The following is an 18023-nucleotide window of genomic DNA, read 5'->3' on the forward strand; positions in this document are numbered from 1 at the left end:
ACGCCGACCCCGCACACCTCCGCCCGGAACGCACTACGCTTACAGTCCGTGCTGGTCTTGGCTTTCGACACCGCCACCGCCGCGGTGACCGTCGCGTTGTACGAGTGGTCCCCGGGCGAGGGAGTCGTCCGCCGTGGCGGCGCGGAGGCCGTCGACCGGCGCAGGCACACCGAGCTGCTCACCCCGTGCATCGCCGAGACGATGGCGGAGGCGGGCGCCACCCCCGACGACCTGCACGCCATCGCCGTGGGCGTCGGCCCCGGCCCCTACACCGGGCTGCGCGTCGGGCTGGTCACCGCGCGGGCGATGGGCGAGGCGCTGAAGATCCCCGTCCACGGCGTGTGCACGCTGGACGTCATCGCCTGGGAGTCGCGGCGCGAGGAGCCGTTCGCCGTCGCCACCGACGCCCGCCGCAAGGAGGTCTACTGGGCGCGGTACGACACGGCCGCGGCGCGCGTCACCGAGCCCGCCGTCGGCCCCCCGTCCGACGTGCTCGCCGGGCAGCCGTCCGACCTGCCGGTCATCGGCGAGGGCGCCGCCCTGTACCCCGACGTCCTCGGTGCGCGCGACCGTGAGCCGCTGCCACTGCTGCCGAGCGCCGACGCGCTGGCCGAACTCGTGGTGGCCCGGCTGTCGGGCGCGCCCGGCCCCGACCTGCTGCCGCCCGAGCCGCTGTACCTGCGGCGTCCCGACGCCCGCGAGCCCGGCCCGCGCAAGAGGGTGTCGCAGTGACCGGCGTCCGGCTGCGCGTCATGACCGCCGCCGACCTGCCGGCGGTGATGCGGCTGGAACGGCTGCTGTTCCCCGAGGACGCCTGGAGCGAGGAGATGCTGCGCGGCGAGCTGGCCGACCAGCCCCGCACCCGCCACTACGTGGTCGCCGAGGACGACGACGGCGCGGTCGTCGGGTACGCGGGCCTGGCCGCCGCGGGCGGGCAGGCCGACGTGCAGACCATCGCCGTGCTGCCCGAACGGCAGGGCGAGGGCGTGGGCGCGGCGCTGCTGACCGAGCTGCTGGACGAGGCCGACCGGCGCGGCGGCGAGGCGGTGTTCCTGGAGGTGCGCGCCGACAACGACCGGGCCCGCCGCCTGTACGAGCGGTTCGGGTTCCGGCGGGTCGGGCTGCGCAGGCGCTACTACCAGCCGTCCGGCGTGGACGCCATCGTCATGCGCCGCCTGCCGCACGGCGGGCCGCCGGCCGGTTTCGGCCCGGAAGGAGGGCGAGACAGGTGATCCGTGACTCCGAGCCCCTGGTGCTGGGCATCGAGACGTCCTGCGACGAGACCGGGGTGGGCATCGTCCGCGGCACCACGCTGCTGGCCGACGCGATCGCCTCCAGCGTCGACCAGCACGCCCGGTTCGGCGGCGTGGTGCCCGAGGTGGCCTCGCGCGCGCACCTGGAGGCGATGACCCCGACCGTGGAACGCGCCCTCGCCGACGCGGGCGTCGCGATGCGGGACGTCGACGCGCTCGCCGTGACCGCCGGGCCCGGCCTGCCGGGCGCGCTGATGGTCGGCGTGGCCGCGGCCAAGGCGTACGCGCTGTCGCTGGGCAAGCCGCTGTACGGGGTGAACCACCTGGCCGCGCACGTGGCCGTCGACCAGCTCGAACACGGGCCGCTGCCGCGTCCGTGCGTGGCGCTGCTGGTGTCGGGCGGGCACTCGTCGCTGCTGCTGGTGCCGGACGTGGCCAGCGACGTGCGGTCGCTGGGCGCCACCGTGGACGACGCGGCGGGCGAGGCGTTCGACAAGGTCGCCCGCGTCCTCGACCTGGGCTTCCCCGGCGGCCCCGTCATCGACCGGCGCGCCCGCGAGGGGGACCGCGACGCGATCCCGTTCCCGCGCGGCAAGTACGACGACGGCACCTACGACTTCTCGTTCTCCGGCCTGAAGACGGCCGTGGCGCGCTGGGTGGAGGCGAGGGAACGCGCCGGCGAGCCCGTGCCGGTCGCGGACGTGGCCGCCTCGTTCCAGGAGGCCGTGGTGGACGTCCTCACCCGCAAGGCGCTCAAGGTGTGCCGCGACAACGACGTGCACGACCTGCTCATCGGCGGCGGGGTGGCGGCCAACTCGCGGCTGCGGGCCCTGGCGCAGGAACGCTGCGACGCCGCCGGTGTGCGGCTGCGGGTGCCGCGTCCCAAGCTGTGCACCGACAACGGGGCGATGGTCGCCGCGCTGGGCGCCGAGATGGTGTCGTCCGGGGTGGCGCCGTCCGACCTGAGCCTGCCCGCCGACTCCAGCCTGCCGATCGAGTCGATCCGGATCTGAGGACCCCGGCGCCCAGGACCGGCGTCAGGACCGCCGCCAGGGACCGGCGTCAGGACTTGGCGGAGACGCCGAGCTCGGCCAGCCGGGCGGCCAGGTAGTCCTCGAACAGGGGGACGTGCGCCTCGTCCATGATCCGTCCGGCGCCCTCGGGCAGCAGGTCGAGCAGGGTGCGCACGTCCCAGTACGGGTCGTGCGGGTAGCCGCCGGACACCTGGTCGAACGACGACAGGAACCGGTCGGCGGCGGCCGTGCCGTACCGCAGCGCCATGTGCAGGCGCATGTGCGCGATGTCGATGGCGATCGGGCCGTAGGAGGCGTCCGACCAGTCGACCACGCCGGTCAGCCGCCCGTAGGACCACAGGGTGTTGTCGGGCTGGTAGTCGCGGTGGATGAACCTGGACGGCGCTTCGGGCGCCGAGCCGGACGCCACGTCGAACGCCCGCTCCCACAGCACCGGACGCTGCGCGTGCACGGGCGGCCGGCGCACGTCGAGCCGGTTGTACGGAACGTACGGCGGCATGGTGGACGCGCCGTTGACCGCGTGCACCGACAGCAGCGCGGCCGCCATCTGGATCAGGTACTCGGGCAGGTCGCCGGGCGACGGCCGCGGCGGATGCCCGGTCAGCCGTTCGATGATCAGCGCGGGCGCGTCGCAGTAGGCGCCGGCCGGGTCGGCCGCCACCAGCGACGGCGTGGGGACCTCGCAGCCCGCCAGCAGCGCCAGCGCGGCGATCTCGCGTTCGGGGGAGAACTCGGCGCCCACGCCCGGCACGGCGGGCCGCGCGGCGGCGCCCTCGGCGGTCTCGGCGTCGGCGGCGTGCGCGGGCGGCGCGTACGGCAGCCACCGCCGCAGCACCAGCCGGTGCGCCTCCCCGGAGCCGCTCTCGACCAGCAGCGCGTGGTTGACGTGGGCGGCCCCGCCCGGCAGCGGACGCACCATCTTCACCACGGCGCCCCGGCCGAAGCACTCCTGCACCCAGCGCAGCGTGGTGCTGTCGGGCGGGGTGCCGACGGGAGGTCGGGGAGCCGGAGAGTGGGTCACGGGAACCATGAAAACCGATTCGGGCATGGGTTGGGAGTGATTTTGCGAAGACGGAACGTAACAAAAAGCACGTCATCGGCATGCGTCGCCGCGACGCCTTGCGGCGCGCGAACGGATTCGGTGGAGGAAACGCGTGGGCGGGGGGGCGGGGCGGGGCGCCGTGGGCGCACGGGAGCGGGCGGGCGCCCCGCCGCACGAGCCGATCCTGACGGCCGGTCGCGGCCTTCCGCGGCCCCCGGCTAGTCCTTGCTCTCGCGCCGGGGACGCAGCAGCGCCTCGGCGAGCGCCAGCATCGTCTCCTCCAGCGTGGACAGCCGCTTGAGCACGTCCTCGTGCACCGCGTTGACCTGCTTGGAGACGTCGCCGTGCACCGAGTCGACCTTGCGGCCGACCTCCTCCTGCACGTCGTCGAACCGGCGGCCCAGCTCGGCGTGCACCGCGTCGGTGCGCCGGGCGACCTCCTCCTGCCAGCCGTCGACGCGCTTGGCGAACGCGTCCTGCAGGCCGCCGACCCGCCGGGTGACGTCCTGGTGGATGACGTCGACCTGCTTGGTCACGTCCTCGTGGACGTCCTCGATCCGCTTGGTCATGTCCTCGTGCACGCCGCCCACCTGCCGGGCCATCTCGGTGTGCACCGACTCGACCTGCTTGGTGACGTCCACGTGCACCGACTCGACCCGGCGCGAGACGATGTCGACCTGCGTGGTGAACTCCTCCAGCGCGCCGTCGACCTTGCGGGTGACCTCCTCGTGGATGCCCTCGATGCGCTTGCGGACGTCCTCGTGCAGGCCCTCGAACCGGCGGGAGAACTCGTCCATGCGCTTGGCAACGTCGCTGTAGGCGGTCTCGGCGATCTGCGCCATGGTGGCCTTGACCTCGTCGCGGTCGGGCCGGGCGCGCAGCTCCTCGATCAGCGGGTGGACCGCGTCGGCGAGGTGCTTCTCCAGCGCGTCGAACCGGTCGCCGTGGTCGATCACCGGCCGCTGCGCCAGCTCGGCCAGCTTGCGGTGCAGCTCGCCGACCTCCAGGGTGGCCGGCAGCCGGTCCAGCCGCTCGCCCAGCGAGCCGATCCGGTCGTCGATGCCCTCGAACCGCCCGTCCAGGCCGTCCAGCTTGCCCGACAGCCCCTCGAGTCGGCCATCGAGCCCGTCCAGCCGTCCGTCCAGGCCGTCCAGCCGCCCGCCGACGCCCTCGACCCTGCCGTTGACCGCCTCCAGCCCCTGCTCCACCCGGTCGGCCATCTCACCGAGCGACTGGTCGACCCGGGCGGTGATCCCGTTGATCGAGTGCTCCAGCTTCTCGGCCCGGTGACCGAGCTCGGCCAGGGACTTGTCCAGCCGGTTGAACCGGACGGAGGCCGCCTCCATGCTGCCCTGCAGCTTGTCCAGCCGCTTGGTCATCTCCTCCATGCGCTGCGACGCCTGCTGGGTGGCGTCGTTGATGTGCTGCGCGGAGTCGAGCACCGCCTGCAGCCGGGTCAGCCCCTCGTCGACGTTCTCGGCGACGACGCCCACGTCGGCCCACAGCGCGGGCAGCTCGGCCACCGGCTTGACCCGCTCGCCCACCGCCTCGATGTGCTCGGCCAGGCCCTCGGCCCACTCCGGCGGCTTGCCCGCCAGCTCCTCGACCTGCCCCCGGACTCCGTCGAGCTGCCCGGTCAGCCCGCCCAGCTCCCGTTCCCGGACCTCGCGCAGCAGCCATTCCATCCCTTCCAGCCGCTGGCGGATCTCGTCCAGGACCTGACCCTGTGAGCGCTGTTCGTAGACGTGGTCCTGCGCCGCACGGGCGAGCAACTCCCGCATCCGATCCGAGACCGGTTGACCCCCCGTCTGCAGGAAGTTGTGATTCGTTTCCACCCGATGCTCCTTCGTGTGCCGACGCGACGAAATGGCGTGCGGCATTGAATCGTGAACGCCTCACTGTAGTGGTTGCGCGGCGCCGCGATAAAGCGAACAGGAAACATTGCGAGTTCTGTGGAATGCACTTGCTTTTCCGAGTGGCCGGAAAGGGGGCGATCATCCTGGGCATGGGCATTTCCGACGGTTCGCGGGCGAGCCGGGCGGGCTGGTGTCGCGGACGCCGCGGCGCAGGGCCTACCGGCCTGTGGGCGCACAGTCTGCCGGTCCGGCGGACGCGGCGCGGACCGGCGCGCCGGGCCGCCCCCTCGCCCGTCAATTCCGGGTGCCGCCCGGCCCTCGCCTTTCTCTCGGCCGCCCGCGATTCCGAGTGTCATAGGCGCGGTCCGGGATCGGCGCAATCCTTAGCGAACGCAATGCCGCAATGTGTGCAACATTTGCTGTGCGCTGGCGCGTCTCCCGGATCCGCTTGGGGTCATTCAGCGGCGTGGAGATCTTCGCCGATTCTCCGGCGCGCGGCGGAGGCCGGTCGGCCGCGACGGCGGCCGCTTTCCGATCACGCCGTGGCCGGCGGCGCGGCGGCGACCGGGCGGGCGAGCAGCGCGACCGGTGCCCGGCCCACGCGGGTGAGCACGACGGTCGACTCTCTCCCGCCGCCCCTGCGCGCCCTGGAGGTGAACCCGAGGTCGCGGCGCAGGCGGTCCACGTCCACCGCCGAACCGCGTTTCTTGATCGTCAGTATGCCCACGTCCCGGCGGCGCAGCTCGCCGCGCAGCCGCTTGACAGAGAACGGCAGCACGTCCTCGATCTCGTAGGCCGCCGCGAACGGCGTCGCCACGGCCGTGTCGGCGGTGACGTAGGCGATGCGCGGGTCGGCCAGGCCGCCGCCCACCTGCGCGGCCACCTCGGCGACCAGGTGCGCGCGGATCACCGCGCCGTCCGGCTCGTACAGATAACGCCCCCACGCGCGCACGTCCGGCGCGTCCAGGCCGGGGTCGGGCGTGAGGGTCGCGGTGGGGGCGTCCGGGTCGTCCGACCGGATCACCGTCGCGCGACGGCCCGCCGTCCCGGCCAGCCCGCCCAGCCACAGCGCGGCCTCCTTGACGTCCCCGCCGACGGAGACCCACTCGGCCTCCGCGCCGTCCGGGATCGCCTCGTGCGGGATGCCCGGCGCCACCTTGACGCACCCGGCGGGCGCACGCGCGGCCAGTTCCAGGACGGTGTCGAGCGGCGGCTCGTACGCCCGGGGATCGAACACGCGCCCTCGGCCGGTGCGCCGCCCCGGGTCGGCGAAGACCGCCGCGTACCCGGCGGGATCCTCCTGGGTGGCGTCGCCCTCGCGGACGGACGCGAGGTCCGCCAGCCCCAGCGCCTCGACGTTCGCCCGCGCCACCGCCGCCGTCAGCGCGTCCCGCTCCACGCCCTCACCACGACACCCCTGCCGCGCCCGGGCGATGAGGTCCGCCCCGATCCCGCACCCCATCTCCAGCACCACCCCGCCCTGCCGGCCGTCCAGGTACGCGGCGAAGCGGCGGGCGCGGTGGGCGGCCACCCGGGCGCGGGTGGCCTGCTCCAGGCCGTCGGGGGTGAAGTACATGCGGTCGGCGTCCGGACCGAACTTGGCTCGGGCGCGCACGCGCAGCCGGGCCTGGGTCAAGGCGGCGGCGACGAGATCGGCGGGGTAGCGTTCACGTAGGCGCGCGGCCGTGCTGAGCAGGGCGTTCTCGCTCAGGTCCGCCTCGGCGGCCGCCGCGAGCACGGCGCGGCCCGCGGGGCCCGGAAGGGCCCGGAACGCCTCGATGTCCATACCCCGGACGGTAGCGGTGCCAGGGCCGGGGGGTGCGCACGTGTTCGTGTTGACGCCTTCCCGGCCACGGCATAGTCTCCATGACTGGCACTCTCAATGTGAGAGTGCCAATAAGCGACGAGGTCGGTCTGGCACCCGCGACGGCAGGCCGGTCCGGGGTCGCCTCTTCTGCCACATGTGCGGCCGGCCTTTCCAAGCCGGCCGAGGACACCACCGAAGGGGAGGTCAGATCGTGACGACCGCCACCAAGGTTGCTCTCAAGCCGCTTGAGGACCGCATCGTCGTCCAGCCGCTTGAGGCCGAGACCACCACCGCGTCGGGCCTGGTCATTCCCGACACCGCCAAGGAGAAGCCCCAGGAGGGCACCGTCCTGGCCGTGGGCCCGGGTCGCGTCGACGACAAGGGCGAGCGGGTGCCGCTCGACGTGAAGGTCGGCGACGTCGTGCTCTACAGCAAGTACGGCGGCACCGAGGTCAAGTACAACAACGAGGAGTACCTCGTGCTCTCGGCGCGTGACGTCCTCGCGATCGTCGAGAAGTAAGGCGTCCGAGCAGTGACGCACCGCCCCGGTCCGGCCCGTTAGCAGGGGCGGGCCGGGGCGGTTCGCGCGAAGGGAGATTGTTTTCGCATGGCGAAGATCCTGGAGTTCGAGGAGGACGCGCGCCGGGCTCTTGAGCGCGGCGTCGACCGCCTCGCCAACGCCGTCAAGGTGACCATCGGCCCGCGCGGCCGCAACGTGGTCATCGACAAGAAGTTCGGCGCGCCGACCATCACCAACGACGGTGTGACCATCGCCCGCGAGGTCGAGCTGGAGGACCCCTACGAGAACCTGGGGGCCCAGCTGGCCAAGGAGGTGGCCACCAAGACCAACGACATCGCCGGTGACGGCACCACCACCGCCACGGTGCTGGCCCAGGCGCTGGTCCGCGAGGGCCTGCGCAACGTGGCCGCGGGCGCCTCGCCGCTGAGCCTCAAGCGGGGCATCGACGCGGCCGCCCGGCACGTGTCCGACCAGCTGCTCAAGGTCGCCCGCGAGGTCGAGGAGAAGAGCGAGATCGCGCACGTCGCGACCATCTCCGCCCAGGACGCCGGCATCGGCGAGCTGATCGCCGAGGCGTTCGAGAAGGTCGGCAAGGACGGCGTGATCACCGTCGAGGAGGCCCACACCATGGGCCTGGAGCTGGAGTTCACCGAGGGGCTCCAGTTCGACAAGGGCTACCTGTCGCCGCACATGGTGACCGACCCCGAGCGCATGGAGGCCGTCCTGGAGGACGCCTACGTGCTGATCGTGGACGGCAAGATCTCCAACGTGACGGAGTTCCTGCCGCTGGCCGAGAAGGTCGCCCAGACCAAGAAGCCGCTGCTGGTGGTGGCCGAGGACGTCGAGGGCGAGGCGCTGGCCCTGCTGGTCGCCAACAAGATCCGCGGCACCTTCTCCTCGGTCGCGGTCAAGGCCCCCGGCTTCGGCGACCGCCGCAAGGCGATGCTCGCCGACATGGCCATCCTCACCGGCGGCCAGGTGGTCAGCGAGGCCCTCGGCCTCAAGCTGGAGAACCTGGGCGTCGAGGACCTCGGCCGGGCCCGCCGGATCACGGTCACCAAGGACGCCACCACCATCGTGGACGGCGCCGGCGACGCCGCCGACATCGAGGACCGCGTCCGCCAGATCAAGGTCGAGATCGAGCGCAGCGACTCCGACTGGGACCGCGAGAAGCTGCAGGAGCGCCTCGCCAAGCTGTCCGGCGGCGTGTGCGTGCTGCGCGTCGGCGCGGCCACCGAGGTGGAGCTCAAGGAGAAGAAGCACCGCCTCGAGGACGCCATCTCGGCGACCCGCGCGGCCATCGAGGAGGGCATCGTCTCCGGCGGCGGCTCGGCGCTGGTGCACGTGGCCAAGGAGGGCTTCGAGGCCCTCGGCCTGTCCGGCGACGAGGCCACCGGCGCCGAGGCGGTACGCCGCGCGCTGGTCGAGCCGCTGCGCTGGATCGCCGAGAACGCCGGCAAGGAGGGCTACGTCGTCGTCTCCAAGGTGCAGGAGCTGAAGGCCGGCCACGGCTACAACGCCGCCACCGACGAGTACGGCGACCTGATCGCCCAGGGCGTCATCGACCCGGTCAAGGTGACCCGGTCGGCGGTCAGCAACGCCGCGTCCATCGCGGGCATGCTGCTGACCACCGAGGCCCTCGTGGTCGACAAGCCCGAGGAGGCCGAGGAGGCCGCCGGCGGGCACGGCCACGGTCACGGCCACGGCCACTGACCGCTCCGGTCGCGTCACAGAGCCCCCGCCGGTCGACCGGCGGGGGCTCTTTTCGTCCGTCTCGTTGTCACTTTGCGCGTCGACGTGGACGCGCAGTGTGGTGAAAGAGCGCCGCACGGCCGCACTGTGACCATTCCGTTGTCTTGCACAGTGGAGACAGGTCGGAGCGCGCTGGGCATCATGCTCTACGTGACCGAGGGATGCTTCGCCGGGACCACGACCGCGCGCGCTACCGAACCCTCGGGAGGCCCGGCCCCGCCGGTGCCCCCCGACACCGGCCGCCGACGGCAGTTGCGCGCGGTGTCGCCGGAAGGCGGACGGGCCGAGGAAGGGGACCTCAAGGAGCTGACGACCCTGGCCGTGCAGGGCGACCCGGGCGCGATCGAGGTGCTGATCGGCCAGGTGCGTCCCATGGTGGTCCGGTACTGCCGGGCCCGGCTGGGCCGCGTGTCCGGGCAGTACCACATCGCCGACGACGTGGCCCAGGAGGTCTGCATCGCGGTGCTGTCGGCGCTGCCGCGCTACCGCGACATGGGGCGGCCGTTCGCGTCGTTCGTCTTCGGCATCGCCGCGCACAAGATCGCCGACGCGATGCGCAGCGCGGTCCGGGCGGCCGTGCCGACCGAGGACCTGCCGGACGGTCCCGACGACCGGCCCGGCCCCGAGGAGACGGTGGTGCGCTACATCGAGGCCCAGCGCGCCCGCGACCTGCTCACCCGTCTCCCCGACCATCAGCGTGAGCTGGTGCTTCTGCGAGTGGTTGCGGGTCTGTCGGCGGAGGAGACCGGTAATGTACTGGGCATGTCCGCGGGGGCGGTACGGGTCGCGCAGCACCGGGCTCTGGCCCGGCTTCGGGCGATGGCCAGAGAGGAGTCGATCGCTTGACGGAGCGCAGCACGGGCGCCCCGGATCCGGTCGAACCTTCCAGCCGCGGCGATGCCCCCGCGTCCGAGGCCCCGACCGGCGATCTGGGTGCGGTGCGCCGCAGCGACGCCGTCTTCGAGGCGCTGGCACGGCACGCTGCGTCCTTTGCGCCCGCCACTGAGCCCGCCGCCTCCGCCGAGCCCCAGCCCGCCGGTGCGCTACCGGACCCGGACGAGGCCGGGAGCTCCGGCGACGCCGAGGCCGAGCTGGACGAGCGGCTGCGGGCCGCGGGCGCGGAGTCCGATCCGGCGGTGCACCTGCTGCGGGCGCTGGTCGCCGACGTCGCAGAGCCCGGGCCAGACCGGTGCCCCGGCCCCGAGCCGCCGCCCGGCCCGCGCCGGCGCGGGCGCCGCACGATCGTGGCGCTCGGGGTGGCGGGCGCGGTGCTGGCGTCGGGCGGGGTGGCCGCCGCGGGCGGCGATCTGACCAGGCGGTCCGCGCACGACGCTCCCCCCGGCAAGCAGATCACGCGGCCGGCGGACGACCCGTCCGCCAACGCCCAGCGGCAGACGCTGCGCCCGGTGGCGCCGCCTCCCGCGACCGGGCCCGTCACGGACGCGGGACGGGCGCGGGGCGTGCCGCGTAAGCCCACGTCGCCGGCGCCGTCCCGGAAACCCGCCGAGCGCGGTGGGCGCGAGGCCGACCGGGACACCGGCCGGGACGAGCAGTCGCCGGCCCCGTCGAGATCGCCGTCGCCCTCGCCGTCGCCGGGCGCCCCGGACGGCACGCTCGTCCAGCCGACCCGGCCGGGCGTCACGCCTCCAGCCGGGCTGCCGTGGCCGGCCCGCCCGGCCGAGGACGAGTTCCGGCGCCGCATCGACGAGTTCCGCCGGTGGATCCCCAGGCCCGTCGAGCGCTCCCGCTCCGGTTTCGAGCCGCGCGTCTTCACCGGCGAGCGGGATGAGAAGGGCAAGCTAGGCGAGAAGGGCAAGCCGGTCGGCGAGCACGAGAAGGGCGCCAGAGGCGACCGGGACGATCCGCGGCGCGAACAACCCTGACCCGCAGGACGCCAGAGCCGGATGGACACGCAGAGCCGGATGGACACGCCGGGCACGCCGCCCGCCCCTGCCGCCGGGTGCTAATCGGTGTCGCGGCCTTCTTCGCTGTCGATGACGCCGTCGACGTAGCCCCGGGCGTACTCCCAGGAGACGTAGTCGACCGGGTCGGGCGCCAGGGCGGGCTCGTGCACCCGCGGGGTGCCCTCGTCGAGCAGGTGGCGCAGGTTGCCGTGCAGCAGGTCCCAGTCGATGTAGTGCAGCTTGCCGCAGTCGCCGCAGTCGACGGTCAGGCCGCGCACCCCCAGCGGCTCCAGGAGCGCCCGGAAGACCTCCAGGTCGGCGAGGTCGGCCAGCACGTCCTCCCGCTCCGCCACACTGAGCGGAGCGGCGTCCTCCCCGGGGTCGCCGAGCGAGGCGGCCGGGTCCTCCGGGTCGCCGGCGAACGGGTCGAGCGGGGCATCGTCGTGCACCCCTCCACGCTACTGCGACGAGGCGGGCGAACGGGAGCCCCGATCTCGTCCGGGCGCGAAGAATGATCGAGCTTTCACGTTCCGTGATCGGGAATTGCGGGGACGCGACCGCCGTTCAATGTCACCAAGGCCACGTGACCTGCGGCGCGAAGCGCCGTCCCCGCTCCGGGTGCACGCCCTACGATGGAGTGGAGCCCCGGCGACCCGGGCCGGAGGCCGCCCACGCCCGGCGGCGTCGCCCCCAGGCCCGCACGGGCCGATGGACACGCGCCCACACCATCCGGAAGGAGGGAAGCGGCGTTCCCCGTTCCGTCCGACGGCGCACCGTCCCCGACGGCATCGCGTCCGGCGGAGTCGGCGCCGCGACACCGATGAACCCCGAAGCCGAGGCCGCCGTACCGCAGCCCCAGGTCACCCAGCTCCTGCCCGAGGGGCTGACCTTCGACGACGTGCTCCTGCTGCCGGGATACTCGGACCTGCAGCCGGGCGAGGCCGACACCACCACCCGCCTGACCCGCAATGTGTCGCTGCGCATCCCGCTGGTGTCGGCGGCCATGGACACCGTCACCGAGGCGCGCACCGCCGTGGCCATGGCCCGCCAGGGCGGCATCGGCGTGCTGCACCGCAACATGTCCGTGGAGGACCAGGCCGCCGAGGCCGACCGGGTCAAGCGGTCCGAGGCCGGGATGATCACCAATCCGGTGACCTGCCTGCCGGACGCCACCCTGGCCGAGGTGGAGGAGCTGTGCGCCCGCTACCGGATCTCCGGGGTGCCGGTCACCGATGTGCGGGGCGTGCTCGTCGGCATCGTGACCAACCGGGACATGCGCTTCGAGACCGACCACTCCCGTCCGGTCCGCGAGGTGATGACCCCGATGCCGCTGGTCACCGCGCCGGTGGACGTCTCCCGGGAGGAGGCGTTCCGGCTGCTGGCCACCAACAAGATCGAGAAGCTGCCGCTGACCGACGCCGACGGGCGGCTGCGCGGGCTGATCACCGTCAAGGACTTCACCAAGAGCGAGCAGTACCCGCAGGCCACCAAGGACGCCGACGGACGGCTGCTGGTGGCCGCCGCGGTCGGGGTCGGCGAGGACGCGGTGCGCCGGGCGCAGGCGCTGGTCGAGGCGGGCACCGACGTCATCATCGTGGACACCGCGCACGGCCACTCCAAGGGCGTCGCCGACACCATCGCCAAGATCAAGGCGAACGCCCGGGTGGAGGTGGTCGGCGGCAACGTGGCCACCTACGCGGGGGCGAAGGCGCTGGTGGAGGCGGGCGCGGACGCGGTCAAGGTCGGCGTGGGCCCGGGCTCCATCTGCACCACCCGCGTGGTCGCCGGGGTCGGCGTCCCGCAGATCACCGCGATCATGGAGGCGTCGCGGGCGGCCCGCGAGGCCGGGGTGCCGGTGATCGGCGACGGCGGGCTGCAGTACTCCGGCGACATCGCCAAGGCCCTGGTGGCCGGGGCCGACACGGTGATGCTGGGCAGCCTGCTGGCCGGGGTGGAGGAGTCGCCCGGTGAGCTGATCTTCGTCCACGGCAAGCAGTACAAGTCGTACCGCGGCATGGGCTCGCTGGGCGCCATGCGCAACCGCGAGCGCGGCGGCTCGTTCTCCAAGGACCGCTACGCGCAGGCCGACGTGAGCGCCGAGGAGAAGCTGATCCCCGAGGGCGTGGAGGGGCAGGTGCCCTACCGGGGGCCGCTGGCCAACGTCGCCCACCAGCTCGTCGGCGGGCTGCACCAGTCGATGTGGTACGCGGGCTGCCGGACGATCCCCGAGCTGCACGAGCGCGGGCGGCTGATCCGGATCACCTCGGCCGGGCTGCGCGAGAGCCACCCGCACGACATCCAGATGACCGTCGAGGCCCCGAACTACCAGGGTCGCTGACGCGGGTAGTCTCTGCGAGGCGTCATCGCGGGTTTCGCCTGGAGAAAGAGGATGAGCTGTGGCTGCTGAGGTGGAGATCGGCCGGGGCAAGAGCGGCCGGCGCGCGTATGCCTTCGACGAGATCGGCATCGTGCCGTCGCGGCGTACCCGCGACCCCGAGGAGGTCAGCGTCGCCTGGCAGATCGACGCCTACCGGTTCGAGATGCCGCTGGTCGTGGCGCCGATGGACAGCGTGGTCAGCCCGGCCACCGCGATCGCCATCGGCCGCCTGGGCGGGCTGGCCGTGCTCGACCTGGAAGGGCTGTGGACGCGGTACGACGACCCCGAGCCGCTGCTGGCCGAGATCGCCTCGCTGGACGACGCCCGCGCCACCCGGCGGCTGCAGGAGATCTACGGCGCGCCGATCAAGGAGGAGCTGATCGGCCGGCGGATCGAGGAGATCCGCGAGGCCGGGGTGACCGTGGCGGCGCGGCTGTCGCCGCAGCGCACCGCGCAGTTCCACAAGGCGGTGATCGACGCCGGGGTGGACCTGTTCGTCATCCGCGGCACCACCGTGTCGGCCGAGCACGTGTCCGGCCGGGCCGAGCCGCTCAACCTCAAGCAGTTCATCTACGACCTGGACGTGCCGGTGATCGTCGGCGGGTGCTCGACGTACACGGCGGCGCTGCACCTGATGCGCACGGGCGCGGCGGGCGTGCTGGTGGGCTTCGGCGGCGGGTCCGGGCACACCACCCGCACCGTGCTGGGCGTGGCGGTGCCGATGGCCACGGCCGTCGCCGACGTGGCCGCCGCCCGCCGCGACTACCTGGACGAGTCCGGCGGCCGCTACGTGCACGTGATCGCCGACGGCGGGATGACCAACAGCGGCGACATCGCCAAGGCGTTCGCGTGCGGTTCGGACGCGGTGATGGTGGGCTCGCCGTTCGCCCGTTCCGCCGAGGCGCCCGGCCGCGGCTACCACTGGGGCAGTGAGGCTCATCACGGTGACGTGCCGCGCGGCACCCGGCTGGAGGTCGGCACGATCGGCACCCTGGAGCAGATCCTGTACGGCCCCTCGCACGTCGCCGACGGGTCGATGAACCTGATCGGGGCGCTGCGGCGGGCGATGGCGACCTCCGGGTACACCGAGCTGAAGGAGTTCCAGCGGGTGCAGGTCGTGGTGGCGCCGACGGTGGCGCACTGAGGTTCGCCCGAATTCGCCGATCCCCAGCGTGTGGACGAGTCCCTACCGTTGGGTAGGTACTGACGGACACCCGACCGCACAGGGGGAATCGCGATGACGGGATCACCGGTGACCGGACTGGGCAGCTCGCGTCTCGGCCCGGCCGAACGGGCCGCGGCGCTGGAGCGCATGGCCCGCGAGGAGTTCGACGTCGTGGTCGTGGGCGCGGGCATCGTGGGCGCGGGCGCCGCCCTGGACGCCGCCACCCGGGGCCTGTCGGTGGCGGTGGTGGAGGCGCGCGACTTCGCCTCCGGCACGTCCTCGCGGTCCTCCAAGCTGATCCACGGCGGGTTGCGCTATCTGGAGCAGTACAACTTCGACCTGGTGCGCGAGGCGCTGACCGAGCGCGGCCTGCTGATGCAGCGGGTCGCGCCGCACCTGGTGCGGCCGGTGCCGTTCCTGCTGCCGACGACGCACCGGGTCTGGGAGCGCGGCTACTTCGGCGCCGGGGTGGCGTTGTACGACCTGATGTCGTTCCAGATGGGCAACACCCGGGGCGTCCCGCACCACCGGCACCTGACCCGGCGGGGGGCGTTGCGGCTGGCGCCGTCGCTGCGCAAGGACGCCTTTGTTGGAGCGATCCAGTACTGGGACGCCCAGGTGGACGACGCCCGGTACGTGATGATGGTGCTGCGCACGGCCGCCGAGTACGGCGCGCAGATCGCCTCGCGCACCCAGTGCGTCGGGTTCCTGCGCGAGGGCGAGCGGGTGACGGGGCTGCGCATCCGCGACCTGGAGTCGGGCACCAGCTCGGAGGTGCGGGCCAAGCAGGTCGTCAACGCCACCGGCGTGTGGACCGACGACATCCAGGAGCTCGTGGGCGGCCGCGGCCAGATCCACGTGCGCGCGTCCAAGGGCATCCACCTGGTGGTGCCCAAGGACCGCATCCACTCCTCCACCGGCATCATCCTGCGCACCGAGAAGTCGGTGCTGTTCGTGATCCCGTGGGGCCGGCACTGGATCATCGGCACCACCGACACCGCGTGGGACCTGGACAAGGTCCACCCCGCGGCGTCCCGCGCCGACATCGACTACGTGCTCGAACACGTCAACCAGGTGCTGTCCACGCCGCTCACGCACGACGACGTTGAGGGCGTGTACGCGGGGCTGCGTCCGCTGCTGGTGGGGGAGACCGACGAGACGTCCAAGCTGTCCCGTGAGCACGTCGTGGCGCACCCGGTGCCCGGCCTGGTGCTGGTCGCGGGCGGCAAGTACACCACGTACCGGGTCATGGCCAAGGACGCGATCGACGCCGTCGCGCACGGGCTGGACGGCAAGGTCGCCGAGTCCTGCACCGACCGGGTGGCCCTGGTCGGCGCGGACGGCTACCCGGCGATGTGGAACGCCCGCCACCGCCTGGCCGCCCGCTCGGGCCTGCACGTCGCCCGCGTCGAGCACCTGCTGCACCGCTACGGCACCCTCGTCGACGACCTGCTCGCCCTGATCGCCGAGCAGCCCGACCTGGGCAAGCCGCTGACCGGCGCGGACGACTACCTGCGCGCCGAGATCGTCTACGCGGCCAGCCACGAGGGCGCCCGCCATCTCAACGACGTCCTGTCCCGCCGCACCCGGATCTCCATCGAGACGTGGGACCGGGGCGTGGGCGTCGCCCGCGAGGCGGCCGAGCTGCTGGCGCCCGTTCTCGGCTGGTCGAAGAAGCAGACCGACCGCGAGGTCGAGTACTACAGCAAGCGCATCGAGGCCGAGCGGGACTCCCAGAACGAGCTGGGCGACCAGGAGGCCGACGCGCGCCGCCGGGGCGCCCCGGAGATCGTGCCCACCGCCGCCCCCTGACCTGCTTCGTCACCTGGAGAAACGCCGTGTCGCCCGATATGGGCGCCACGGCGTTTCTTCGTATGCGCCCGTCCGGCGCCGTCATCGCGCTCGGGACGTAATGGCCGGTTGTGGTCTAGGGGACATACGTGAACATAGTCTGAATTGTTCCAAACGCTGATAATCTCCCGCTTCTTGAGCTTGTTACGGGGAGCGGAAAATGGGGCGTTTGGGGATTGTGTCCGGTGGGCTGCTGGCGGTGCTGGCCGTCGCGGCCGTGGACGTGGCGACGGCGGGGGCCGCGCTGGCGCAGCCGTCGTCGGCGGTGGTGACCGGGCAGGCGGCCGCCGCGGCGGCCAAGCCGAAGAAGAAGTACTACGTGCCGCAGGGGCCGCGGTTCAACCTGCCGACGGGGACGAAGACCCAGCAGGGCGCGCTCGACCTCTACATCAAGAAGCTGATCCGCAACGCCCCGAAGGGCTCGGAGATCAACGTCGCGCTGTTCCGGCTCAACACCGCCGGCATGGCCAAGGAACTGGTGCGGGCCAAGAAGCGCAAGGTCAAGGTGCGCATCGTCGTCGACTCCGACTCGCTCAACAAGCGCCGGAGCGTCTACGACTACCTGCGCAAGAACCTCGGTACGAGCACGCGCCGCTCGTCCTGGATCGTGCTCTGCCCCAAGGGGCGCGGCTGCATCGCCCCCAAGGTCAGCGGGCAGTGGAGCAAGAACCACAACAAGTTCTACGCGTTCTCGCGCACCTACAGCTCGCACAACGTCGTCGTGCAGACGTCCGGTAACGCCACCGGCGGCATGTACGTCCAGTACAACGACGCGTACACGATGACGGACGCCAAGCTCTACAGGGCCTACCGCAAGTACTTCTACGACCTGGCCAAGCGGCGCGCGAACGGCAACTACTACCGGACGTACCGGTCCGGCTCCCGCGCGGTGACCTTCTTCCCCAAGGCGACCGGCGACCCGATCGCGGACGCGCTGGACAAGGTCAGCTGCGTGGGCGGCACGCGGCTGCGGCTGTCCAGCGGGCTGTTCACCCGGTCGGGCGTGGCCAAGCGGCTGTCCAGGCTGGACGACGCCGGCTGCGACGTGCGGCTGGTCAGCGCCAGCTTCGGCGAGTCGACGCTGAAGGCGCTGCGGCAGCCGGGACGCAACGGCGGCCCGCAGACGCGGTTCTTCACCGAGAAGCAGACCCGGGAGGCGCACTCCAAGTACCTGCTGATCGACGGCTGGTACAACGGCCGCAGGCGCAAGGTCGTGATGACCGGCAGCCACAGCTACACCACGGCGGCGCTGCGGTACAACGACGAGGCGATGCTCACCATCGAGAGCAAGGCCACCTACGACGCCTACCTGCGCAACTTCAACCGCGTGTTCGGGGCCGCGGCCGGCCGCCTGTACGTGCTGTCGTCCGTGCCCGCGCCGAACGTGCCCACCGTGCCCGACAACACGCCGGAGAAGAACGACGGCGAGCCGGAGACCCCGGCCGAGCCGACGGCTCCGCAG

Annotated in this window: 15 protein-coding genes; 11 read left to right on the forward strand and 4 right to left on the reverse strand. The window is 72.8% G+C overall.

All coding sequences use genetic code 11. From position 1 onward, the window contains the following. The first annotated feature begins 48 nt into the window (after nt 1-48). Genes tsaB through tsaD form a run of 3 tightly spaced genes read left to right on the forward strand, consistent with a single transcriptional unit; the run spans nt 49 to nt 2266 of the window. Nucleotides 49-732, forward strand: coding sequence for a tRNA (adenosine(37)-N6)-threonylcarbamoyltransferase complex dimerization subunit type 1 TsaB (tsaB, locus tag ABD811_RS16340; RefSeq protein ID WP_344947692.1), 684 nt, complete (start codon nt 49-51; stop codon nt 730-732). A 20-nt stretch (nt 733-752) separates the two neighbouring features. After that, nucleotides 753-1232: a ribosomal protein S18-alanine N-acetyltransferase gene (rimI, locus tag ABD811_RS16345; RefSeq protein ID WP_425549418.1), complete on the forward strand. Its 480-nt coding sequence runs from the start codon at nt 753-755 to the stop codon at nt 1230-1232. Further along, nucleotides 1229-2266: a tRNA (adenosine(37)-N6)-threonylcarbamoyltransferase complex transferase subunit TsaD gene (gene tsaD / locus ABD811_RS16350; RefSeq protein ID WP_344947698.1), complete on the forward strand. Its 1038-nt coding sequence runs from the start codon at nt 1229-1231 to the stop codon at nt 2264-2266. Before rimI ends, tsaD begins: the two co-directional genes overlap by 4 nt. 49 nt (nt 2267-2315) lie before the next feature. On the opposite strand, the gene ABD811_RS16355 is transcribed toward tsaD, so the two are convergent. From ABD811_RS16355 to ABD811_RS16365, 3 genes are all read right to left on the reverse strand, one after another. Further along, entirely contained in the window at nt 2316-3317 is a 1002-nt protein-coding gene (locus tag ABD811_RS16355) for a phosphotransferase family protein (RefSeq protein ID WP_344947701.1), read from the reverse strand. Nucleotides 3318-3547: 230 nt separating this feature from the next. Then, on the reverse strand, nt 3548-5164 hold the full coding sequence (locus tag ABD811_RS16360; RefSeq protein ID WP_344947703.1) for a hypothetical protein: 1617 nt from the start codon (nt 5162-5164) through the stop codon (nt 3548-3550). 556 nt (nt 5165-5720) lie between these two features. Beyond that, nucleotides 5721-6971: a class I SAM-dependent methyltransferase gene (locus tag ABD811_RS16365; RefSeq protein WP_344947706.1), complete on the reverse strand. Its 1251-nt coding sequence runs from the start codon at nt 6969-6971 to the stop codon at nt 5721-5723. Nucleotides 6972-7203: 232 nt separating this feature from the next. On the opposite strand from ABD811_RS16365, the gene groES reads away from it, so the two are divergent. The 4 genes from groES (at nt 7204) to ABD811_RS16385 (ending at nt 11147) form a co-directional block, all read left to right on the forward strand. Continuing rightward, entirely contained in the window at nt 7204-7512 is a 309-nt protein-coding gene (groES, locus tag ABD811_RS16370; protein ID WP_067912313.1) for a co-chaperone GroES, read from the forward strand. 87 nt (nt 7513-7599) lie between these two features. Further along, nucleotides 7600-9225 carry a chaperonin GroEL gene (gene groL, locus ABD811_RS16375; protein ID WP_344947709.1) on the forward strand — a complete coding sequence of 542 codons (1626 nt, stop codon included), beginning with the start codon at nt 7600-7602 and terminating at the stop codon, nt 9223-9225. Between the two features lie 291 nt (nt 9226-9516). After that, nucleotides 9517-10110 carry a sigma-70 family RNA polymerase sigma factor gene (locus tag ABD811_RS16380; protein WP_344948035.1) on the forward strand — a complete coding sequence of 198 codons (594 nt, stop codon included), beginning with the start codon at nt 9517-9519 and terminating at the stop codon, nt 10108-10110. Next, on the forward strand, nt 10107-11147 hold the full coding sequence (locus tag ABD811_RS16385; RefSeq protein WP_344947712.1) for a hypothetical protein: 1041 nt from the start codon (nt 10107-10109) through the stop codon (nt 11145-11147). Before ABD811_RS16380 ends, ABD811_RS16385 begins: the two co-directional genes overlap by 4 nt. Nucleotides 11148-11227: 80 nt before the next feature. On the opposite strand, the gene ABD811_RS16390 is transcribed toward ABD811_RS16385, so the two are convergent. Further along, nucleotides 11228-11617, reverse strand: coding sequence for a DUF5319 domain-containing protein (locus tag ABD811_RS16390; protein WP_344947714.1), 390 nt, complete (start codon nt 11615-11617; stop codon nt 11228-11230). Between the two features lie 371 nt (nt 11618-11988). On the opposite strand from ABD811_RS16390, the gene guaB reads away from it, so the two are divergent. From guaB to ABD811_RS16410, 4 genes are all read left to right on the forward strand, one after another. After that, nucleotides 11989-13506, forward strand: a complete 1518-nt coding sequence (guaB, locus tag ABD811_RS16395; RefSeq protein ID WP_344947716.1) for an IMP dehydrogenase — start codon at nt 11989-11991, stop codon at nt 13504-13506. A gap of 70 nt (nt 13507-13576) precedes the next feature. Continuing rightward, the gene (locus ABD811_RS16400; RefSeq protein ID WP_344948038.1) at nt 13577-14689 is read left to right on the forward strand and encodes a GuaB3 family IMP dehydrogenase-related protein; all 1113 of its coding nucleotides are present in this window, start codon (nt 13577-13579) and stop codon (nt 14687-14689) included. A 93-nt stretch (nt 14690-14782) separates the two neighbouring features. Further along, the gene (locus ABD811_RS16405) at nt 14783-16522 is read left to right on the forward strand and encodes a glycerol-3-phosphate dehydrogenase/oxidase (protein WP_344947719.1); all 1740 of its coding nucleotides are present in this window, start codon (nt 14783-14785) and stop codon (nt 16520-16522) included. 217 nt (nt 16523-16739) lie between these two features. After that, nucleotides 16740-18023 (forward strand): phospholipase D-like domain-containing protein (locus ABD811_RS16410; RefSeq protein ID WP_425549419.1); only part of this gene is annotated, 1284 nt, incomplete at its 3' end.

Origin of the sequence: Actinomadura miaoliensis (assembly GCF_039536785.1) — a bacterium.
GTDB lineage: Bacteria > Actinomycetota > Actinomycetes > Streptosporangiales > Streptosporangiaceae > Spirillospora > Spirillospora miaoliensis.

What these genes read in the sequence shown, in the direction of transcription:
- ABD811_RS16365 (WP_344947706.1), bottom strand. Translation starts at nt 6,971, where the DNA reads ATGGACATCGAGGCGTTCCGGGCCCTTCCGGGCCCCGCGGGCCGCGCC.
- ABD811_RS16355 (WP_344947701.1), bottom strand. Translation starts at nt 3,317, where the DNA reads ATGGTTCCCGTGACCCACTCTCCGGCTCCCCGACCTCCCGTCGGCACC.
- rimI (WP_425549418.1), top strand. Translation starts at nt 753, where the DNA reads ATGACCGCCGCCGACCTGCCGGCGGTGATGCGGCTGGAACGGCTGCTG.
- guaB (WP_344947716.1), top strand. Translation starts at nt 11,989, where the DNA reads ATGAACCCCGAAGCCGAGGCCGCCGTACCGCAGCCCCAGGTCACCCAG.
- groL (WP_344947709.1), top strand. Translation starts at nt 7,600, where the DNA reads ATGGCGAAGATCCTGGAGTTCGAGGAGGACGCGCGCCGGGCTCTTGAG.
- ABD811_RS16405 (WP_344947719.1), top strand. Translation starts at nt 14,783, where the DNA reads ATGACGGGATCACCGGTGACCGGACTGGGCAGCTCGCGTCTCGGCCCG.